Below are 19,841 nucleotides of genomic sequence, written 5' to 3'. Positions count from 1 at the left end.
ACGCATCCAGTGGAATGAACTAGACAGGTAGATCTGACTAGCAATTATGGCTATTAGACCACAATGTATACAGAATTAGATACTGAAGTTGAAACTATGTAGTAAATTTACAGCTACTTTTACGTTCAAAATCAGTTTGATCAACTACTTGGCAGTATAGGTAATAAAATTACATACAAAATTGCTACATAATTTCATTTCAGACAAGGCAAAAACTTCTTGGTACAATAGTAAAAAATTGAATGGAATGAGAACACTATGTCTTTATCACTTACGACAATTCTTTCAAACCCTGAATTAGAAAATAAACTGCTTACTGAAGCGCAAACTCAAGGTTTTATTGCCGCTATGGCAGCAGCCCCTAATCTGATTAATCCAAATGAATGGTTAGCTTTTTTATGGGGTGGTGAAGAAACTTCTCCATTTACTAATGCAGAAGATCTAGAAGCTTATGCGAACATCGTTGTTAACTTATGGAATGATTATCGTGAAGCGTTTTTATCTGGCACATGGCAATGGCCTGAAGAGTGTAAATTAGATGATGAAGAAATCGTTACTTCTGAAACTCGTCAATTTTCAGAAGGTCTATTACAAGGCTGGCAACTAACTCGTGATGATTGGGAAACCTTAATGCCAGAAGAAAGTGAAAACAACGCCCTACTTGGTGGTGTATTACTTTCTATTAGCATGCTTTTTGACCCAGAGACGGCGCTATCTGCATTAGAAGAACAAGGTATCGAAGGTTTAGGCGAATTCACTGAAATTTACAATGCTGTACCTATGATGCTATCAGGATTAACCATGCGTGGTTATGAACTTGCAGAAGCAGAAGCAAGTCGCGACGAATAAATAAAGTCCAAAAATAAAATTACAAAAATGGCGACCGCACTGGTCGCCATTTTTATATCCGCAATACCCTACCTCTTATAAATAACCGGCTTATCGATTAAATACCTGCCATGGCGCAAAGTGGTAAATATCATTTTTATTTCAACGTATCATTCACTTCATCAAATAACACTCACTCGGAATTGGATGCCATTTATTTTTGGAACTAAACCATGATATTAAGCGACTTTAAACACACCGATATATTTCAAATTTTAAAAGTCTCTAAAGAACTCATTATTTCAATAACAAAATTTACGATTAAGTTAAGTCTATTTGCATTTCGTCTTTTAGCTTGGACTGCCAAATCTACTTATAACTACGTTATGAAATAAAACATTCAACTCACCAAGTAAATTTACTTATTAATAATTGGAATTTTAAAATGAAACGTATCTTTGTAAAAACAGCTGGCATTATCCTTCTTGCATCAACATTAACAGGCTGCATTGGGAGTAATGCTGTTACCGGAAAAGTAATGAAATTTAATGTCGAGGTTGTAGATAATCGATATGCGAGAGCTGGTGTTAACTTACTTCTTGCTCCAGTGTATGGCATTACCAGTGCTGTTGATTACACTCTATTTAACTCATTAGAATTCTGGACAGGAACAAACCCTTTAAACGGTAATTCACATATTTTTGATTCAAAAGTAGACACACAGTTTAAAGTAAATGACGAATTAGACCCATCATTAAGAGATGCGCCTATCGCACCAATTACGAATAATAGAAAGATTAAAACAGGTGAAATGAAAGCCATTGATGAAAATACCATTCAAATGGATATCGTATATAACAATGGCGATACCGGCATTCTGACAGGCGTTCGTGATGGTGAAAAAGTTAATTACTATATTGATGATGAACTGATATCGCAGACTACAATACCTCAATTAAAAACACTTAAAGAAGAAAGTGTTTAATTAATAACTAAGCCCGTAACCTATATAAATTAATACGGGGCTTTATCATTAATTTTAACGAGATTGACTTAAGTGACTACTCACTAAGCTTGCAACCATTATCGCCAAATAGAACCCACCTAAGATTGATTCAATAAAAACAAAGAATCTTGGAATAGGCAATATTGGTGAAATATCACCATAACCACAGTGGTTAATGTGATAAAACTGAAATATATCGCATCAAACAGATTATCCATCCAAGGTTTAGGCTCTATTCCATTAAATGAATCAGGAAAAAGCTCTATTTGAATGAGATAAATAATTGCCCAAGAAACGCCTAATAATAAATAAACGCAAATGGAACCCACAATTTGATTACGGCTGACATTATCAGGCAACATTACCTGCTTTAAAGCAGTATAAGTATGAGACAATAAAAAAAATAAGAGTGCCCCTAAGGTAATCAAAGACAGATCATATCCTTCTAAGAAAGACAATCCTCCAGATATTGAAGCGATACTTAATAAAAAACCATACCAAGTTCTATACAGTGCTTGCTTACGATTGACACCAACAATAGACACTGCCAAACAAATAATGATCAAAGCTAATACGGTTTTCTGTCCACCACTGAAAAGTTGCTGCATAACAGCACTCATAAATAGCAAACCCAGTAGAGCAAAAAACAAAAAATAGAAATTATCGTCGCAGACACTTTTTTCATTGTTATTTCCCTGCCGATTCATTATCTAACCAAACCATAAATAATTGATAAGTTAGACTTAAAATTACTGCACCGACAAATAAACCAACAATACCTGACATTGCCATTCCACCTAACGCACCAAGTAAAATAACCAGCATCGGCGTCTCTGAACCACGGCTAAGTAGCATTGGTTTTAATATCGCATCACTACCGCTAACCACAATACACCATATAAGAAAAAGAACGGCAGTTGTTGTGGTATCAACACTAAAGACATAAAGAATGACGGGCAATAGAGCAAGAATGGGTGGGAGTTGAATAATGGCAATAAGCATAACAAGCAGCATCCATAACCCAATGGCAGGAACACCAACGAAAGCCATACCTAAGCCCGCCATTACCGATTGAATCACAGCGACCCCAATAACACCTTGAACAACACTTCTTACGGTTGTTTTAGATAAGGTTGTTAATGCCTCACCATGTTCACCCGTTAAGCGATTTGCGACTAATACAAAAGCACGTTCACACTTATCTGCATTTGCCATAAAAGCACCAGCAATGATGGTCGAGATAATAAACTGAATAAAGCCGCCACCTAATGAACCAACTATCGACGCCAATTTGCCTACAATGGCTTTCACCTCTTCCCCATATTTAAGTAAAACACTTTCTAAGTTTGAAGACGCATGAATACCAAAAGCATACGCCTTATCGCCTATTAATGGCCACTCTTTAACGTTTATACTGGGTTTAGGTATGGATATAGTGCCATTTTGATAGCCTGCCACTAATTCTGAACCACTGGTATACAACCCCGTAGAGAGTGCAACTAAAGGAATAACCAGAAGAACCACACCAATAAAGGCTAAACCTGCGCTAACCTTGCCTTTTGAAATTCCAAATTTATTATGCCCCCAAGTGACGATTGGGTATAAAGCGGTGGCGATGATCCCTCCCCACACGACCAACAGCATAAATGGTTTTAAAATAGAAAAGCACCAAAACACCAAAATAGCGATCGCTGATATTTTAATAAATGCGTCTATTGCCTTATTCGAAAAATCATTTTCTAATTTCATAAACAATCCTTGTTCGTAATGAAAACTATGGCTGCATTTTTAAAAACGCCCATTGTCGTGTTTCTAAAAAGAAAGAAACGATAATCATATAAATACCAATCATAAACAGTTGAAAGATACGTATAAACATATTGCTATCGATATCACCAGAGCTCATTAATGTGCTTCCTAACAATACAAGTACAGTACTAAAAGCCGTAGCATAAACTGGAGCTTTTGCTGGTTTTGTATAGATTTGAGTTGCCATTATCAAAGCAATTAATGAAATAAATAACGTATAAAATAAAATATTAGGTGCGAGGCTTAACACTGAAAAAACACCGATCGCCAAAGCACCGCCAATACTATTGGCGATAATCAAAAATGCGCTCAATTTAACTGATTTCTCACCTGTAATCATTAAAGATAACAAGGCGATAAACATCATAGTTAATAGAGCCTCTGATATTTGAAATATGAAGAAAAAGCAAACGACGGGAAACGAAATAATCATCGCTCTAAATGCTGCATACCATCGCTGTTGCTTGGATAATGGTGAAGGTTGATACCCAGAAAAAGAGGATTCTTTCTCAGGAAAATAAATATGAACTAAAGCAAAAATAATAACCGCCACAACCCCCGAGCTTGCTAAACCTGTCGCAAGAAAAACCGACATACCCGGATTGGATATCGCCATAAACGGAAGCATTAATATGGCAATAATCAATATGGTTGCAAACAAATTCCATTTAGGGTCCGTAAACAAATAGTATCCCCACAACATCATAATCCCGACCAAAATAAGCATTGGAATTGGGTATTGAGTTATTCCATTTGATAGCAACAAACCAAGCACCATGGTAGCAACCATAGCGATGGTTAATTCATATAAAGTTTCTTTATTTAACTCAGGTTTATCAATCAGAAACTTAGCCACAAAAACAGGGGCAACGAAGGCTAATGGCCAATCTATTAGTGCAGCAAGAAACACGGCAAGACCTACCCCTACCGTGTATCTCAGTATCTTAGTTTGAATTCGAGTATCTTCAATGACGTTATCTGACATAAGACATCAAGCTCACAAAGCGGATCCACAGTTTGCCTATCGTATTAAAAATAACGTTATCACCACTATACACAATTACATCCGCTTGCCCGCCGATACGCAATTGTCCAGTTGTTTGTGAATGATCAAACTCAATGGCAATAGGTAGCATCTGAGTTTGGCGTAACCATCCAGTTTGATTATTCGCTTGAGCTAACTTGCCCGCTTGATTGCTTTGACCCCAATCAACGCCCCAATCAACGCTGCTTACCGTACCTTGAATCACTTTGCCTGGAGCAAAATCCAATGCGATTTCAACTTTATCGCCCGGTTGAATATTTCCTAAGCTATTTTCTCTAAAATACGCTTCAATCCAAATACTTTCCGTTGAAACAAACGTCATAATTGGCTGACCAGCAGAAGCATAAAACCCTTCAGATAAACTAAAATTAGACACTCCGCCATCAGTAGGCGCTTTAATTTCCGTTCTCTCTAAATTAATTTGAGCTTGCTCTAATGCCAACAACGCAGCTTTAATCTGACTGTTTTCAGCACCATCAGCACCCAATTGTTTCTTCGATTTTTCGAGATCAGCTTGAGCATTAACAACATTCGCTTTTGCTGTAGCTAATGCCGCTCGTGCTTTATCTGCATCAGCTTTAGATACAACACCACGCTCTGCCATTTCAAGAATACGATTAGATTGAAGTCGCGTATTTTCCAATTCAACATTTGCGCTAGTTAATCTTGCTTGAGATGAAGCAATCACCGCAGTTTGAGCACCTACATTTTGCCCTGCAATTTCTAAACTTTGTTCTGCTTGTTTTAATGCGATTTCATAATCAACAGGATTTAATTTAGCAAGTACATCGCCTTCTTTAATTAGTTGATTAGGTTGAACTAAAATATCTAAAACTTGCCCAGAGACTTCAGGCTTTATAGGAACGACATAGCCCTTTACTCGGGCATTATCGGTTAAAGGAATAATGCGATCAGAAATAATGCTAAATAACAGTAGAGCAGCAACCGTAATTAACAAATAATTCGTAATTTTTCGAACCTTATTTTTTTTAGGCGCGTTATTTTCTTGTGAGGTATTTTCACTCTCTTCTTTTGGTGCTTTTATTTCTTCTGTCATACCGTTACCTACCGCTATTGGAATCCATTCCTAAACTATATTTATAGTCGCTATTTGAAAAAAATCGAGAAACTTATATAGAAAATACTTATTATTTAATTAGTTATTTATATAAGATCTAATACTCATCAATATACAACAGTACAGCAATATTGTGTTGTGTGTCGCAAATTGAACTAAAAGATAAAAATATCAGCAAATAGAGAATGATTACTTACCATTTTACGCCAATACTTATTATTCGTTTTACATAGAATGAGTTATTTATGCCGTCTTCTAACACAGCACCATTACCTATGATCCGTACGGGTTATACAAAAATTCTTATTGATGTGTTTGCAAAGCACGGAATAAATATTCAAGAACTGTTACGTGACTCTGGACTGCCTCCAGATCTGTTTAATACCGATAAAGATTATTTACCAACTGAGCCCGTAAAACGTTTGATCTATTTACTCTCATCTCAAGTTGGTATTAACAATTTTAGTGAACTTTTACGGTTAGCTTTCCGACAACGCATTATTCCGCAAATACTCAAACAATTTAGTGAAGCGGTTACCGTTAAAGAGGCGCTTGAAAAAGCAAGTGATGTATTTAAGAGTGACTCACCGGGAAGCTCAATTTCATTTGAAGAAGAATACAATAAACACTGGTTTTGTCGATCTACACCTTATGAAAACAGTGTTTACTTTTTGTGGAGCGAAGTGTTTGCCGTTTTATATATCATAGAACTCATTCAGGCATTAACCAAAACGAATTGGTTCCCTCAACAAATCCGAATTCAACACAACGATGCCGACGCTTTATTGTCTTCATTAAATGGCAAGACCCAATTGTTTATTGGTCAGCATACTACAGCCGTTTTGATTGATGACGATATACTGCACAAAGAAATCCATATATCGCATTCCGATACCGAACAAAAGCAGCCATTAGTTGAATGGCACTCTAGCTTTAGTGACAGTGTATTTACCGCTTTACTACCTTATGTGAGAGAGCATTCTTTAACGGTTAATCAAGCTGCAAAACTGCTAAATATGACCTCAAGAACATTTCAAAGACGCTTAAAAGAAGAACGCACATCATTTAGACAAATAAAAGAAAGTCTTATGCTATCTGTCTCTTGTGAGCTTATGGAAGAGGGGCATTCGCTAACCCATATATCAAACCAACTTGGTTATAATAATATCTCGCATTTTTCACGAGCATTTAAACGGATCAGCGGATTAACCCCTAAGTTATATAAGAAGACCATTCTTGGTCTACAAAATTAACAACTCATGCGAATTGCTCATAGTGTATTTTTGTACACCACTCCATCTTTCATGATGAGCTTTTGTGTTTCAGTATTAGTAACACATGACACACCATTCAAAGGATTCCCTTCAATGATAAGTAAGTCAGCATAAGCCCCTTCAGTAATTTGACCTAGCTTACCTTCTTGGTATGGATGCTTGTATGTTGACATCTCAAACAAACGTCCACAATTCGATGTCACCATTTTAAGAGCAGTCAATGAATCAAATACCGTCTCAATAGCTTGAAGTTCTTCTGACTGTGTTTTATGGACATCAAGCGTGCCTACACAATCGGTACCAAAACAAATATTTTGGATATCGTACTTTTTAATTAACTCTGCTGACTTAAACATCGCTTTACCCACTCGCTCTGTTTTTTGATACAAGGTTTCACTGCCTAGAGGTATTTTTCGTTCAGCAATCAGTGATGACGTAAAGTACGATGGAATAACAAAGATCCCTTTATCTTTAATGGTTTTAGCAATGTCATCATCCATAATAGTGGCATGCTCAAATGACATTACCCCAGCCTCGGCAGCTCTTCTCATGGTATCAGCAGTATGAATATGCGCAGCGACATAGGTACCGTAATCGGATGCGGCTTCAACCGCTGCTTTCATTTCATCTAATGTGTATTGAATCGTATCAAGTGGATCAAATGTCGATGAAGCGCCACCACCGGCCATCATTTTAATTTGCGATGCGCCCATAAATAACTGCTCACGTACCGCTCTAAGCACTTCTGAGCGGCCATCTGCTACTTTAAATGCGCCCGTTTTCATTAAAGGAGAATCTTCATGACTGCCAGTACGTTCTTGTGCTTGGTTTTGACGATAATCTGAATGACCACAAGTTTGTGAAATAGCCGCTTGAGAAGGCAGAATTCGAGGACCTGTAGCATAACCATTATCAATACAGTTTTTAAGCCCTAGTGTATTGCCCGCTACGTCACGAACCGTTGTAAAACCACGCATCAGCATTCCTTCTGCAACTTTTGCAGAGCGGATTGCAACTTCTTCTCTGGTCATTTTATCAAGTTCATGAAAAGGCGCAGACATCGTGATATGAACGTGTGCATCCATAAGACCCGGCATCACTGTGCCACCTTTAGCATCAATAATTTCGCTTGCTAAAGATAAGTCAACATCACCAATTTGAGTGATCACATTATTTTCAATGAGCAAAGACACATTTTCTTGTAATTGATTATCTACGCCATTAAATACGTTTGCATTAGTTATTACTGTAGTCATATTTTTCTCTCTTTAATTTTGTGGGGACAGAGAGATAATAGGTTAAATTTAGTCCGGAGAATTGCCATTTGACGACAAGTGGGCACTTTGCTTTATTACTTTAATCTTTAGATACACAGCAACCAAAAAAAGGCATCTAGCAACTTAAATAAGCCATTAAAATTAATTGCTTATTTAAGTTGCTAGATGCCTTTCTATTTATATAAAAATTCTTGCTCGTAAGCCAAAGACCCACGCACTGCTTTCACTTGAAAGAGCTGGATTATTTATATATTGAATATCTGGAGTGATCTGAAAATTATCCCCTATTTGCATGTTGTAATATAACTCAGCCGTAGTTTGATACTTTTCAGCCCCCATAAATTTTTGCAATGTATCACTGTTGGTTTCAGACCAGTTAACAGCAAAACCTAAATTATTATTACCAGTACCTAGTCCAAAGTACCCAACACCGACACTTAACGATTTATCGAATAAGGCAACATCTCCTTCAGATATACCACCACGAACAAAAGGCATAAATTGAGCAGTAACAAACTGACTCCATGAAAAGTTAACACCTTGTCCACTCTCACCGCCAATAACGCTTCCATCAGATAACACCGTTGATGATAAACTGTGTCTTGATCCTTCATCAAAATGCCACAACGTTACATGAAAATTGTCGGTATAAATTTGGTCTTGTGAATCCGTCCACCCTAACTCAAGGGTTTTAAAATAAGTGCTGTCATGAAAGGCTGTATCAAACCCTTCAAAAATATCATCAGACTTTCCTTTTGCATCTGCAATGCCAGCAACGACATAAAAATTATCTGTGACCATATGCCCGGCAGAAATAGCTAAGATACCATCGTCAGGTAAACCCATGACCCCAGCCCCTGTACTAAATGCTAAATTTGTAAACCCAGTCCACGGACTCGCCAAAGCATATGCATCTACATAATCAGTCACATCTTGCCAACCAATGAGCAGAGATGTTTTTCCATTATTGAATTTTTGTTTCCAGTGTAGATTAGTAACCCTTGTTCCTTGATCGTTATAAGCTGGGGCTATCATTCCCACATAACCTAAGCCCTCTGGGCCATTACTAATATCATCAATGAAAGCCATGTTTTTAGGTGGTGTTGAACTGTAAGCATGCCTATGCTCAACCTTCCAAACAATGCCACCAGTATCCTCTGTGCCATTACCAACTAAATGCCAAGCCCCATAAAACCGCGCAATACCGGATGAACGATCAATGCTGTTTCCTTGAGAACCATTAGGAGAAGAAAGACCTAATGCCAAATAATCAATGCCAAAAGTGATGCCTTTATTCGATAGTTCTTCTCGCCAGTGTGGTTTTAGAGACGATTTACTTTCAATGGTATTTTCTACAGAGTCGGGACTTTCGAAATTTGCAGCAAACGCAAAAGGTGAAGTTAACGCCGTGATCAATAAACTATTTTTTATCATATTGTTATTACTCAATGTCATCTCCTAGTTTATTAACTTTCGGGTTCATAATAATCTTCAATCAACGATGCATTCATTTCATATCCCATTGTGATATTACTTTGACCATCCACTAAAAATACTTCTTCCGTCACTTTTTTCGAATGAAAATCACCCTCAATCCAAACTGGATATTGCACATTTTGCACAGTAAAGCCTTCTGGATATGAAACTCGAACAATTTGATTTGCAGGTGGCGGAGGCATATGAATGCAAGCTCCTGCTACGGGGACTAATAAAAACTCGGTTGTTTTTAAACCGTCAAACTCAATAGGGACAATGAACCCTGGCATACGTACTTTTTTTCCATCGTATTCTTGAGTTATTGCTTCTGCATTCTTTTGCTTTGCTGTCATGTATGCTTGTCTTGCAGCAATCGCCTCTGTTGCATTAACCCCCTCTTTTTTTAGTTGATTCATTAGTTCTAAACGCTGCTCTTCAGCTTTTGCTGTAGCATCATTCTGTAATATTAAAATTTGCTTAAGAGTCAGTTTTTGTTGGTCAGTTAATTCAGGTAAACGTACATTAACTTCAGTTTGTTTAATGGCTAATTCCTGCCACTTTAATTCAATTAGTTCGTCACTCATTGAATAGAACGGGATACATAGCACCAATAAAAAGATAATTTTCTTCATTATGGATCCTTATAACTAGCCTACATTAAGTAGGCTATACAAAAAGGTTCATCAACTGCTACAACGTATTTTTGTAAATTTTGCCGTCTTTCATGATAACTTTAATCGTATCAAGCGCAGGATCTCGCTCTTTCGCATCAAACCACTTTTCATTAGCGCCAAGCACAGATAAGTCTTCAAGAGGATTACCATCTACCACCAATAAATCAGCATAAGCACCCACTTCAACTACACCTAATTTACCTTCAGGATACGGATCCATCACTCCTGATAATTTCACAATTTCACCATTTACAGATGTCATGCCTTTAAGAGTATAAAAATTGCCTAGCTCTTTCCCTGCAAGATAAATCGTATGGTCAGTTTGTTTAATACATGACGTTACATCACCAACACAATCGGTATGGAATCCCCATTTCGGTTGGTACTTTTTCACATTAGAAATATAGTTTTTGAATGCTTTGGTTGCTGATTCAGCTTTGCGTTTTGATGCAGGATTACTATTGATCGCTTCGATTTGACTTAAATAAGGAGAGAAAGCCGTCATATTCGTCGTAATATAAGCGCCCTTTTCTTTCATTTTTTTATTAATTTCACCATCAAACATAAAGCCATGCTCAATGGTCTTAACGCCTGCATCTAGATTGCGTAAAATCGCTTTTTTACTGTAAGCATGCGACATTACATACGAACCATAAGCGTCAGCAACCTCTACAGCGGCACCAATTTCTTCTGCAGACATTGCGTTTAATTGCCACGGGTCAAATGATGATGCAACACCACCAGAAGACATGATTTTGAGCTGAGAGTTACCTTGTTTGAAGTTTTGACGAGCTGCCGATTTAATTTCACCTACAGTGTCTGTATTCACACTCACATTACTGCGGCTCATTGATGTTTGGGGTCCATTAATATGTTGATTTGGCGTGGTTAAATTACTGAAATCCGCATGAGAACCCGTTGGCCCAATAAAAGCACCAGAAGTATATAAACGAGGTCCTTCGAGCATGCCTGAGTCAATGGTTTTACGTAAACCCGTATTTAAGCCACCAGCATCTCGCCATGTAGTAAAACCAGACTGAAATGCTGCATTCGCATTTACGGTTGCTCTAGATGCTAATTCTTCAATTGTTCTATTATTTTCATGATCATTTAACGTTCCGGCATTCAATAAAAGGTGACCATGGCCTTCAATTAAACCTGGCATTAATGTTTTACCTTCGCCATTAATTACTAATGCATCACCTGCCTCAATCGGTTTGGCTGAAATGGCTTTAATTAAATTATTTTCAACCAAAACATAATGATCTTCATATAATTTATTTTTCGTTCCATTAAAGATATCTACATTCGTAAACAGAGTTGATGATGCCGAAGCAGAAAAAACAGCGCCACATGACAAAGCTATGACACTAAACCTTAAAGCATTTTTCATAAATAAATTCCTTAGTATGTAAATAATTCCCTTACATTTGCATTCAGATTCAAAGTACTAAAATATACAGCAGCAAAATAAAACATAATGCAAACATAATAGAGACTAGTTGCTAACATAAAGGAATTCAATACGATTTAATTGCCATTTGACGACAATAGAAATTAGAGATGATTTCAAACTAAACTATTATTTTTACGATACAGAGTTGGCGACATGCCATAAATACGCTTAAACGCACGCGAGAAATGACCTGCATCGGAATAACCATACTGAGTGGCTATGATGGTAATCGGTTTTGTTGTTTCTACAATATCTCGTGTAATGAGTTCGAAACACATCTCTTCAATTAATACTTGGTAGATAGCTCCTTCATTCTTAAGTTTTCGCTGAAGTGTTCTCACATTCATCCGTAAAATCTCAGCTGCCAGTTTAATTGGTAATTTTCCAACAGGAAGATATGGAGATATCGCCATTTTAAATTGTTCAACAAAGCAGATATTCTTTATATTCAATGGATTATTTGAAATGTTGTGAGTCCGTTGTTTTTGAATCAGATTCACTTTTTTATATATAAATGCTTTGGGGATCTCAATTGCAGTAACCGGTCTTTCAGTAAAAAATTGAACACTCTTTAACGCAGGAAGTGCTACAAAATCACTATCATTATCGCAACGAATCCCAATACGGCTTGGTGCCCATTCATGACTTGTCAGGTTTCGTAGTAATTCACACATAAAAATCACAGAAAACATTTCTGCAAATTTAAACCAAGGTTCATCTATACCTGATTTTTCACGAACCAACCACCAAGTATCCCCCTTTTCTTGTAGATAAACTTTTGAGTTAGTTGAGTCACTTATCAACAGATTAGAAAATTCATCTAACGTTGACTTTAAATCACCACCAATAGTTAACCTTTCAATAAAACTAGGAATATAAGTATCTTTACATAAGCGCCAAAATAAAACCCCAAGTCGATGATTTTCAACATTACGACTTAATACCTCCATTAAATTCTTTAAACAAGACTCTGGAAGGTACAAGTAATGCCTTTTATCGTCATCAATAATATCAATTGGAATGGTTGCCTCTCTTAACAAAAGATGGCTCTTACTGTCTAACTCTTTAAATATAGTGGTGAAGATTTTGACACTATCTTTAGTCACTAATTGAATATTATTGCTTCTACTCATTGTGTTGTGCTCTGTCTTCATTGATGAAGAAATATTGCTGAAGTAAGCTTGCTAAATCAGTATTCAATCCCAACTCATTAATGTCTTTTATTTTAGAGAAAATAATCATAATAACCTTCTTATCAAAAATTAATTACTCTAATAAAACATAACAAAATTACTTACCATTTCACGCCAAAGGTTAATTTAACAGTCATGAGAAAAATAAATTATACCTATGGCAATAGATAAGAGCTCTCAAGCCTTGTAATCTACGAGGATACTCAGTTATTTACTACGATGAGTATTCAGCTCTGAGTTTAAAATCGATACGCGTATCCTAGCTGTGGTCCTTTTTCAACTAGATCAATTTCTAAATTCATACCATCTTGCTTCATTTCGTTTGCAATATTCAAATAGCGGTATCCAAACCATAAATTATGTGCTTCTGTAAATCGGTAAATCCCCATAATATTAAAACCATGATTAACATCATTATCACCAACAACATTGAAATCTGCGCTTACTGATATCCCCCAACGATCATCAAAATATTTGTTATATTTAATCCCAACAAGCCAATCAAATAAATGTTCTTTCGCTAATAAAGCCGATCCATTTACATTAATCAAACCACCATTTGATAATGCATTAATGTCCAATTCAACTTGGCTGTATGTATGGCGAACCCCCGTTAGTAGTTCAAGATTAGGGAAGACTTCATAACCAAAAAATAAATCATTTACAGAAAGGTGCATTCTTGTTGTGATATCGTGGCCAGGGGAAATAACAGAACCCGTAATCGGCCCATTAAGGCCTTTAGTTTGCGTCGAATCTTTCATATAGAGATAATTTGCTCGTGCACCAACTAACCATTTTCCTTTTGTAGCGTAAAAGTCCCCCATTAAACCAAACGCTAACCCATCCCATATGTTCTCAAATGGGACATCGACACGAACCACATCTTGGCCCGAAGATACACTTCCTTCAATACTAGGAGCCCACACCATAGGAAAAACAAGCAAGAAATCCCATTCTTCCTCTTCGTTGGCAAAAACAGAAGCACTCAAAAACACTAAAAGAAACAATCCATATTTCATACATAATTCCATAAAAACAAATACATTATTAATATAGAACATTTATTTTATTTGATGGAAGGATAATCATTAAGTTACGACTTAGGTCAGCAATTCAATATATAAATTTACCATTTAGCGCCAACCATTTCTGATAGCCTTTTAATACAGTAAATTATTAGGCAATATAATAAACAGAAAATGAAAACGACATTAATAAATAATTAGGAATACATTATGAGCTCAGCAACTAAAGAATATGGTTTTAATACTCCACAACGTTTATTTGTCGGCTATACATTGGCTGTACTTGTAGATTTAACTGTTTTAAACTTTTTTGATGAATACTGGGACTTTGTAAATATAGAATCATTTACTGTTTCTTTTGCGGCCGCTATTTTATTGCAATTATTACTGAAACTTTCAATTAATGCAGAACACAGAATTGCAGATTACTTTAAATCGAAACCAGGCACAGCACCGAAAATATACCGTGGTTTAAGTAGCTATGTGATTTTAGTTGGTAGTAAATTCATTATGCTTGAGGCAATAAATATTCTGTTTGGAGATAAAGTATCATTTGAAGGCCCTCTAAATGGTGTCGTAGCCTTCTTCGCTGTGGTATTTACGATTCTTATAGCAGAAATTATCGTATCAAAAATTTACTTCGCACTTAGCGATAAAGAATAAAAAAAATGGCGACCAATATGGTCGCCATTTTTATATAAAACATTTATCGCATTATCTATTTGCGTTTAATTGCTCAGCAAAATCTAACATACGATTTAATGGAATAAGAGATTTTAAGCGTGTTTCTTCATCTACAAAAATCTCATGCTCAGACCCACCTTCTCGAAGTGACTTCTCAATAGCAACTAAGCCATTCATCGCCATCCAAGGACAGTGAGCACAACTACGACATGTTGCGCCAGCACCTGCAGTTGGTGCTTCAAGTAATTCTTTCTCTGGCACCATTTGCTGCATTTTAAAGAAAATACCTTTATCTGTTGCAACAATCATTTTTTGTTGTGGTAGCTCTTTAGCTGCTTTGATTAATTGACTTGTAGAACCAACAGCGTCCGCTAACTCAACAACACTTGCTGGTGATTCAGGGTGAACTAACACAGCAGCATCAGGGTGCAGTGCTTTAGCATCTTTTAAAGCTTTTGCTGAGAATTCATCATGAACAATACACTCACCTTGCCATAGAAGCATATCTGCGCCAGTTTTATTCGCAATATATGAGCCTAAATGACGATCTGGTCCCCAAATGATTTTTTTATCTTCATCATCTAGGTGCTCTACGATTTCTAAAGCAATGCTTGATGTTACCACCCAATCAGCTCGAGCTTTTACTGCTGCAGAAGTATTAGCATAAACCACAACCGTATGATCAGGGTGCGCGTCACAAAACTCAGTAAACTTGTCTGCTGGACAGCCTAAATCTAGTGAGCACTCTGCCTCTAATGTCGGCATCAAAATGGTTTTTTCAGGCGTTAGAATTTTTGCAGATTCTCCCATGAAACGAACACCAGCAATCACTAATGTTTTTGCTTCATGACGATTACCAAATTTAGCCATTTCAAGTGAATCACCAACAAAACCACCAGTCTCTTCAGCTAATGCTTGAATTTCAGGATCAGTATAATAATGGGCAATTAATACCGCATTTTTATCTTTAAGTAATTGTTTGATTTTAGAAATGTATTCTACTTTCTCTTCCGCACTTAATGCGATTGGCTTTGGAGGGAAAGGATAAACGGTATCGATGTGATCTAGAATATGGCCCATTGCTCAGCTCAGTAACTTTTTTCAAATAGTTTGAGCATTATACCCCTAATGATTTAGTCAGCAAGTTAGGGGAAATAAAAAAGGAGCCTTAGGCTCCTTTATGTTTTAAAAATACTAAAAATTCAGCAAAGTTACAGTGATTCCAGTTTAGATGCTGCAGTTTTTGCAGTCGTACTATCTGGGTATTCATTAACTACTTTTTGATAATATTTTTTTGCTGCCGCATTATTATTATTGCGTTTAGCTACTTCGCCTAACTTCAGTAGAGCATCAGCTCGTTTATTTGAGTCTTCATAACTAACGACTTTAGCAAAACTCTTGGCTGCTTCTACATCATTTTTTTGAGCAAAGTACAACTGTCCTAACCAGTAATGTGCATTCGAGCTATATACTGAATCAGGGTATGCCGTTACAAATTCTTGAAATGCTTTTGTTGCCCCTGCGTAGTTTTTCTCTTTTAAGATCAAATCCACTGCATTTTGATAAGCCGCATTTTCATTAGTATCAGCAGCATAAGCACCTTCTGTTGATCCACCTTCTGTTGCTTCAGGCTTCGCTTCTACAGTTGGTTTAGCTGTTCTTATGTTGTCTATTTCAATATACAGCTGACGTTGACGCTCAAGCATCTGATCAAGTTCATAGCTATTGCGCTCTACCGTGCCTCGCATCTCTGAAAGTTCTTGAGATAAACCATCCAACTGCTGTTGTAATTGAAGCTGAATTTGATTACGACTTTTAATTAAACGTTCTAGGCGTTCAATACTTGCCGATGATGCAGGAGCAGAAGAGGGAGAATTGGAACTGGCATTTAAATCTGTGACTGGAGCAGGTGCGGCGACCACAAGGGTCGCCGCACTAGCCAGCAACGTAAGCGGAATGATTCGCTTAAGGTTACTGTATTTCATATAAGTCAGCCTTATAAACTATCGATTAGTATACTAATACTGCACGACGGTTTTTAGCGTAGTCTTCAGCTGTTTGGCCAAGAACTAGTGGCTTCTCTTCACCGTAGCTTACGATAGAGATTTGGTCTGCAGAAACACCTAGAGCTTGTAGGTACTTAGATACTGCTTTAGCACGACGCTCGCCTAGAGCGATGTTGTATTCAGGAGTACCGCGCTCATCAGCGTGACCTTCAACAGTTACTTTGATTGAAGGATCAGCACTTAGGAAAGCTGCGTGAGCTGCAAGCATATCTTCGTATTCTGAAGAGATTGTTGAGTTATCAAATGCGAAGTAAACAGTTTGAACTTTACGAAGTTCTTGCTCAGCTTGAGCACGTACTTCAGCTTCGTTCATTGCTTCATCAGCTTCGATAGAAGATAGAACAGCTGTATCTGTTTGACCTTCTGCACCGTTAGTTGTTTGAGTCTCTGCAGCATTAGTTGATTCTTGGCCAGCAGTACTGTCAGTTGCGCTGTCGCTAGAACTACAAGCTGAAAGAGCAACCACAGGCAACGCGATTAAAAGGCTCTTAAGAAGTTTATTTAGTTGCATTGTATTTTCCTTATTTTCCTAAATATTTTTAGTAGCTATAAAAATGGCGACCACGCTGGTGCCCTTACACGACCGTTAGTCGCTGGTAAGCGAGCTTTAAAACGGCCATCTATAGAAACCATAGAAAGAACATTTTGTTTTCTATAGATTGAACTGTAAATCACCATGCCACCATTTGGCGCAATACTTGGTGACTCATCCAGTAGTGTCTTTGTTAAGACCTGGACAGCACCGGTTTCTAAATCTTGTTTCGCTAGATTAAATCCAGTCTCTGAGCGATTTACCATAACGATGTATTTACCGTCTGGAGTAATCTGCCCACCAAGATTCTGACTGCCTTGCCAGGTTAAACGTTTAGTCGAACCATCCCCTAAATTTACTCTATATATCTGAGGTTTACCACCCCGATCTGATGTAAATATAAGTGACTTGTTATCTGGAGCCCAAAAAGGTTCGGTATTATTCGCTCTACCGCGAGTAATTTGACTCATTTTTTTGGTCTTCAAATCCACAACATAAATTTGTAGACTTCCAGATTTTGATAATACTATCGCTAACTTATCACCATCATGTGAGAAGCGCGGTGCTCCATTATGACGCGGATAAGAAGCAATTAACTCTCTCTTACCCGTATAAATATTCATAATGAAAATTTGTGACTTTCTATTTTCAAAACTTACATATGCAAGCTTTTTACCATCAGGTGACCATGCTGGTGACATGATAGGTTGTTTCGATTTCAGAACTAAGCGTTCATTATAACCATCATAGTCAGCAATTCTTAACTGGTATGGGTATTGTGCTTTGTCATTTACAACCACATAAGCGATACGAGTTAAAAACGCACCTCTTTCACCTGTCAATTTTTCATACACCACATCAGAAATACGGTGTGCATATTTACGCAATTGCTTTGTCGATAATGACGCCACTTTATTAACTAAAATATGATCTCGAGTAAGTACTAACTTACCTGATTCATCTAATGCCTTAGATTGACCTTTAGTTAACTGACCACGAACAACATCGATAAGTTTGTATGTAACTTCATACTTACCTTGTGCGTTTAATTTAACCTCGCCAGTAACAATGGCATCCACACCCATTTTTGTCCAAGCTTCGTAATTAATATCCGAATCTTTATAAGGTGTTTGTGGCATTTTATTGGTTGCAATAGGACTAAACTTACCACTACGCTGTAAATCAGACGAAATAATCGCAGATATATCTTGCGGTAACTTGCCCTCTCCATGCCATTTAAAAGGCACAATACCAATTGGTCTTGCTGAATCAATACCTTCTGTAATAACCAGTTCTAGCTCGGCTCTTGCAACCTGACTAAAACCTAAACAAACCACAAATAGGGTTAATATCCATCGTTTAAGCACTTGCTCTTCCTTATTCTGGTTGAACGGTAAGGTTTATATTCGTTAACTTAGCAACAACATCTGCATCCTTTGGCATAGGAAACACATTCACTTTTGTTACTGCTGTTTTTGCAGCTCGACAAACTTGAGCATCACCACCTAAAGTGGTCACAGATAAAAGTAATCCGGAAGAGGCCAACTTAATTTTCACTCGACAGCTTTTACCTACATATGTCTCATCAACCAGCAAGTTTTGCTGAATCATTTGAGTATAAATTGCCGCATGGCGATTAACTTCATTATCAATATGCTGTTGTTTAGCTGATGAGTTCTGAACCGTCTCATCTTCTAAACCTGCAAAGATATCATTTAATGCTGCTTCTTTCTGTTTACGCTCAGCTTCTGCTCTCGCTGCTTTTTCTTTACGAGCTTTTTCTGCTGCTTTGGCTTTAGCTACTCGCTCAGCCTCTGCTTTCGCTTTTCTTTCAGCTTCTGCTTTGGCCGCTTTTTCTTTTGCCTTACGATCTGCTTCAGCTTTAGCTGCTCTCTCTTTTTCTAATTGCGCTTTCTTAGCAGCCTCTTTCGCTGCTTTTTCTTTATCCGCTTTAATTTTAGCCTGTTTTGCCGCTTCTGCTTTAGCTGCTGCGTCTGCTTTTCGTTTACGCTCAGCCTCTGCAGCTACTGCACGTTCTTTCTCTTTTTTCGCTTCAGCTACTGCTTTTTTGCGTTCTTCTTCCGCCTGACGAGCGGCTTTTTTCTCTTGAACTTGCTTTTCTTTTAATCGACGAATACGTTCTTCTTCTGCCTTACGATTCTTTTCTAACTGTGCCGCTTGCTGTTTTAATTTCTTCAAACGTTCTTGCTCAGCTCGCTCAGCTCTTTCTCGTTCTTGTCGAATTTGATTTGCTTGCTTAGCTATCGTGCCAGGATCAATCACAACCGCTTGAATCGTATTTGGCTTAGCTTTGTCATCTAAAGAAAAATCGCTACCAAATATCAGTGCTATCACTAACAGTAAGTGAAGCACTACAGAAACACCAATGGCAAATGTGTAATTATTATCCGCTTTCAT

At 37.3% G+C, this 19,841-nt stretch carries 18 protein-coding genes and 1 pseudogene; 4 read left to right on the top strand and 15 right to left on the bottom strand.

The features are described 5' to 3' along the window. The first annotated feature begins 258 nt into the window (after window positions 1–258). Both AAFX60_005220 and AAFX60_005215 read left to right on the top strand, forming a co-directional pair. A complete protein-coding gene (locus AAFX60_005220) occupies window positions 259–849 on the top strand; it encodes a UPF0149 family protein (protein ID XDF78544.1) in 591 nt (196 codons plus the stop codon). A 424-nt stretch (window positions 850–1,273) separates the two neighbouring features. Next, on the top strand, window positions 1,274–1,813 hold the full coding sequence (locus AAFX60_005215) for a DUF3332 family protein (protein ID XDF78543.1): 540 nt from the start codon (window positions 1,274–1,276) through the stop codon (window positions 1,811–1,813). A 54-nt stretch (window positions 1,814–1,867) separates the two neighbouring features. Here the strand turns inward: AAFX60_005215 and AAFX60_005210 are convergent. The 4 genes and pseudogenes from AAFX60_005210 to AAFX60_005195 form a co-directional block, all read right to left on the bottom strand. Then, a pseudogene (locus AAFX60_005210) lies at window positions 1,868–2,541 on the bottom strand (potassium channel family protein). Further along, window positions 2,522–3,583: an AI-2E family transporter gene (locus AAFX60_005205; GenBank protein XDF78542.1), complete on the bottom strand. Its 1,062-nt coding sequence runs from the start codon at window positions 3,581–3,583 to the stop codon at window positions 2,522–2,524. The pseudogene AAFX60_005210 and the gene AAFX60_005205 overlap by 20 nt, the downstream one beginning before the upstream one ends. Before the next feature lie 25 nt (window positions 3,584–3,608). After that, the gene (locus AAFX60_005200; GenBank protein XDF78541.1) at window positions 3,609–4,628 is read right to left on the bottom strand and encodes a DUF2955 domain-containing protein; all 1,020 of its coding nucleotides are present in this window, start codon (window positions 4,626–4,628) and stop codon (window positions 3,609–3,611) included. Next, window positions 4,618–5,745 (bottom strand): HlyD family secretion protein, encoded by a 1,128-nt coding sequence (locus tag AAFX60_005195; GenBank protein ID XDF78540.1) that lies wholly within the window; start codon window positions 5,743–5,745, stop codon window positions 4,618–4,620. Before AAFX60_005195 ends, AAFX60_005200 begins: the two co-directional genes overlap by 11 nt. Before the next feature lie 266 nt (window positions 5,746–6,011). Here AAFX60_005195 and AAFX60_005190 point away from each other — a divergent pair, with 266 nt between their 5' ends. Then, a complete protein-coding gene (locus AAFX60_005190; GenBank protein XDF78539.1) occupies window positions 6,012–7,019 on the top strand; it encodes a helix-turn-helix transcriptional regulator in 1,008 nt (335 codons plus the stop codon). A 17-nt stretch (window positions 7,020–7,036) separates the two neighbouring features. Here AAFX60_005190 and AAFX60_005185 read toward each other — a convergent pair whose 3' ends face one another. The 6 genes from AAFX60_005185 to AAFX60_005160 all read right to left on the bottom strand — a co-directional run bounded on the left by AAFX60_005185 (window position 7,037) and on the right by AAFX60_005160 (window position 14,135). Beyond that, complete coding sequence (locus tag AAFX60_005185) at window positions 7,037–8,296, bottom strand: amidohydrolase family protein (GenBank protein XDF78538.1); 1,260 nt, start codon at window positions 8,294–8,296, stop codon at window positions 7,037–7,039. Window positions 8,297–8,494: 198 nt separating this feature from the next. Beyond that, window positions 8,495–9,751, bottom strand: coding sequence for a carbohydrate porin (locus AAFX60_005180; protein ID XDF78888.1), 1,257 nt, complete (start codon window positions 9,749–9,751; stop codon window positions 8,495–8,497). Window positions 9,752–9,783: 32 nt separating this feature from the next. Next, window positions 9,784–10,425 carry a DUF3299 domain-containing protein gene (locus AAFX60_005175; protein XDF78537.1) on the bottom strand — a complete coding sequence of 214 codons (642 nt, stop codon included), beginning with the start codon at window positions 10,423–10,425 and terminating at the stop codon, window positions 9,784–9,786. A gap of 58 nt (window positions 10,426–10,483) precedes the next feature. Continuing rightward, entirely contained in the window at window positions 10,484–11,860 is a 1,377-nt protein-coding gene (locus AAFX60_005170) for an amidohydrolase family protein (GenBank protein ID XDF78536.1), read from the bottom strand. Between the two features lie 176 nt (window positions 11,861–12,036). Then, on the bottom strand, window positions 12,037–13,056 hold the full coding sequence (locus AAFX60_005165) for a helix-turn-helix transcriptional regulator (protein XDF78535.1): 1,020 nt from the start codon (window positions 13,054–13,056) through the stop codon (window positions 12,037–12,039). Between the two features lie 299 nt (window positions 13,057–13,355). Next, entirely contained in the window at window positions 13,356–14,135 is a 780-nt protein-coding gene (locus tag AAFX60_005160; protein ID XDF78534.1) for a hypothetical protein, read from the bottom strand. A 216-nt stretch (window positions 14,136–14,351) separates the two neighbouring features. Here AAFX60_005160 and AAFX60_005155 point away from each other — a divergent pair, with 216 nt between their 5' ends. Beyond that, window positions 14,352–14,804 (top strand): hypothetical protein, encoded by a 453-nt coding sequence (locus tag AAFX60_005155; GenBank protein XDF78533.1) that lies wholly within the window; start codon window positions 14,352–14,354, stop codon window positions 14,802–14,804. 51 nt (window positions 14,805–14,855) lie between these two features. On the opposite strand, the gene nadA is transcribed toward AAFX60_005155, so the two are convergent. From nadA to tolA, 5 genes are all read right to left on the bottom strand, one after another. Then, the gene (nadA, locus tag AAFX60_005150; protein XDF78532.1) at window positions 14,856–15,905 is read right to left on the bottom strand and encodes a quinolinate synthase NadA; all 1,050 of its coding nucleotides are present in this window, start codon (window positions 15,903–15,905) and stop codon (window positions 14,856–14,858) included. Window positions 15,906–16,036: 131 nt separating this feature from the next. Further along, window positions 16,037–16,810, bottom strand: a complete 774-nt coding sequence (ybgF, locus tag AAFX60_005145; protein ID XDF78531.1) for a tol-pal system protein YbgF — start codon at window positions 16,808–16,810, stop codon at window positions 16,037–16,039. A gap of 25 nt (window positions 16,811–16,835) precedes the next feature. Next, window positions 16,836–17,402 carry a peptidoglycan-associated lipoprotein Pal gene (gene pal / locus AAFX60_005140; protein XDF78530.1) on the bottom strand — a complete coding sequence of 189 codons (567 nt, stop codon included), beginning with the start codon at window positions 17,400–17,402 and terminating at the stop codon, window positions 16,836–16,838. A 35-nt stretch (window positions 17,403–17,437) separates the two neighbouring features. Next, the gene (gene tolB / locus AAFX60_005135; GenBank protein XDF78529.1) at window positions 17,438–18,790 is read right to left on the bottom strand and encodes a Tol-Pal system beta propeller repeat protein TolB; all 1,353 of its coding nucleotides are present in this window, start codon (window positions 18,788–18,790) and stop codon (window positions 17,438–17,440) included. 10 nt (window positions 18,791–18,800) lie between these two features. Further along, window positions 18,801–19,841, bottom strand: a complete 1,041-nt coding sequence (gene tolA, locus AAFX60_005130) for a cell envelope integrity protein TolA (GenBank protein ID XDF78528.1) — start codon at window positions 19,839–19,841, stop codon at window positions 18,801–18,803.

The sequence above is a fragment of the Aliivibrio fischeri genome (assembly GCA_038993745.2).
Lineage (GTDB): Bacteria > Pseudomonadota > Gammaproteobacteria > Enterobacterales > Vibrionaceae > Aliivibrio > Aliivibrio fischeri_B.
This window is presented reverse-complemented; position numbering and strand designations above follow the sequence as displayed.